The following is a 2,141-nucleotide window of genomic DNA, read 5'->3' as shown; positions in this document are numbered from 1 at the left end:
GAGACCGAAACGGTTCAGCGCGATGGCGGCCGGTGTGATGTCGTTCGGGTGGTCCATGACGGGGCTCTCGCGATGCGTACCCGTGTTTAACGTCGGTCGGCGGGAAATCCGTCGCCGGGAAGACGAATATTTCTGGTGCGTCGCGCGGCTTCGAATGCGTGCGTTCGGCAGCTTGAATTCCCGTCGCGGATTCGGCTGAAGAATGCAGCAAATCGGTGGATCGCTCAGCCGCCGTGTCAGGGTCGCGTGCCCCTGCGAAGGACGGGCGAATTTCGAAATTCGACCAACGGGCTTTCATTGGCCTGACCGGCATGAATCCCGTCGGAAGGCCCACCGGCCGCAGCCGCCCGGGCGCTTGCCGTTCCCGGAAAGCCACCTAGACTCAATGGAATGTCTCGCCCCCGCGTCACGGAGTTTCGTCGTCTCGCCCCAAAGCAAGAATTCGGTACAACCGGAGACTGACCATGACCAAGCTGCTCGCCATCCTCCTGCTGACTCCCGCTATCGCTTTCGCCGATCAATCGGCCTTTCCCGACGGTTCCACCACACCCGCCGCATCGGACATCCAGCAACGTCTCGCAGGCAAGGCATTCGACATCAAACTGGCGGACGGTACCCAGTGGCATGTCCAGTACGGCAATGGCGGCGACTACGATTTCAAGTCGAGCCAGGGGTTCGCCGATCACGGCGACTGGAAAGCCGAGGACGGCAAGGTCTGCAGCAAGGGCCGCAAGATCCCGTACTCGTGCAACGACGTTCGCGTGAAGGGCGACGACCTCTATCTCAAGCGCGACAACGGCGAAATCATTCAGTTCGTCGAATCGCATTGAGCGTTGCGCGTCGGCGCGAACACGACAGTTCGAGCCGCCACGGCTCGACACCCATCGAGTCGACGTGGCGCCACTCCATTGACCAGGAGAAGCCGCCGCATTCCGGCCTGCCGCGGCGGAATGCACCGGCCACCACTACGATGCCCACTCTTCCCGTCAGCTTGCGTGCGCGGTTTCGTTGCTTCGGTTCGATGCGTCCGCCCACGCGCTGGACCGGCGCGTGGCTGCTTGCGGTCGCGCTGACGCTGCACGGCTATCCGGCGCATGCGCAGAACCCGCCCAAGGTCGTCGACATTCCGACCCGTCCCGGCGTGACCCAACGGTTTCTCTTCATCGCACCGGACGCGCCGAAGGCCGCGGCCATTCTCTATGCCGGCGGACACGGCGGGCTGCAGCTAGATCCGTCCGGTCGGTTCGGATGGGGGGGAGGCAACTTTCTCGTCCGCACCCGGCAGCTGTTCGTGAAGGACGGCATCGCTGTCGCGGTGATCGATGCACCGAGCGACCGGCAATCCGCGCCCTACCTCAACGGCTTTCGACTGTCGAAGGAACATGCCGACGACGCGCGTGCGGTGATCGCCTGGATGCGGGAGCAACTGCACGTACCGGTCTGGCTGGTCGGGACGAGCCGCGGCACCCAGTCCGTCGCCGCCATTGCGATTGCGCTGGCCGGCGGCGGCGGGCCCGACGGTATCGTGCTGACCTCCACCATCCTCCGCGAAGACAGAGGCGGTACCGCGGTCACGGACATGAACCTTGCCAGCCTCAGGATTCCGGTGCTCGTCGTTCATCACGAGAAAGACGGCTGCAGGAATTGTCCGGTGTCCGAAACGGATACGCTGATGAAGAAGCTGGACCAGTCGTCGAAATCCGACCTGATGATCGTGTCGGGCGGCACGTCCCGGGGCGATCCGTGCGAAGCGTTTGCCTATCACGGCTTCAATGGCCTGGAGAGCGGCGTGGTCGACGCGATCTCCGCGTGGATGCTGGCACGTTGAACGTGCGTGCCGCGTAGCGCAGTCGCGATTGCCCCTTGCGATCCTTCGCCGAAGCTCGCCCGCCAGCATGCGCCGACCCACCTTCCGCGCACGCGTTGCGCATCACTGAAAGGACACGCCGCCGCGCGTCACCCGCGCGGCGTTTGCTTACCGACTCCCCGCGTCGTCCTGCTTCTTCTGCAACTTCGGCGGCAGCCGCCAGTTACCGCTACGCCGCAACCCGTCGACGAACTTCGTGCGCTCGTCCGGCGTCAGCGTCGCCGCGAAATCGACGACGCTGCGCTCGACCTGTGCACGCAACGCGGTATCGGCC

The 2,141-nt window shown here is 64.6% G+C and carries 3 protein-coding genes; 2 read left to right on the top strand and 1 reads right to left on the bottom strand.

Annotated features, from left to right (window positions below; genetic code table 11):
- On the bottom strand, nt 1–298 hold a 298-nt coding region (locus tag JYJ84_RS34915), incomplete at its 3' end, for a hypothetical protein (protein ID WP_205190146.1).
- Between the two features lie 166 nt (nt 299–464).
- Here JYJ84_RS34915 and JYJ84_RS34910 point away from each other — a divergent pair.
- Both JYJ84_RS34910 and JYJ84_RS34905 read left to right on the top strand, forming a co-directional pair.
- The gene (locus JYJ84_RS34910) at nt 465–830 is read left to right on the top strand and encodes a hypothetical protein (protein ID WP_175219665.1); all 366 of its coding nucleotides are present in this window, start codon (nt 465–467) and stop codon (nt 828–830) included.
- The gene (locus JYJ84_RS34905) at nt 827–1,828 is read left to right on the top strand and encodes an alpha/beta hydrolase (protein WP_236027464.1); all 1,002 of its coding nucleotides are present in this window, start codon (nt 827–829) and stop codon (nt 1,826–1,828) included. Before JYJ84_RS34910 ends, JYJ84_RS34905 begins: the two co-directional genes overlap by 4 nt.
- Nucleotides 1,829–2,141: the final 313 nt, after the last annotated feature.

The organism is Burkholderia sp. LMG 13014 (assembly GCF_905232215.1).
Taxonomy (GTDB): Bacteria; Pseudomonadota; Gammaproteobacteria; order Burkholderiales; family Burkholderiaceae; genus Burkholderia.
This window is presented reverse-complemented; position numbering and strand designations above follow the sequence as displayed.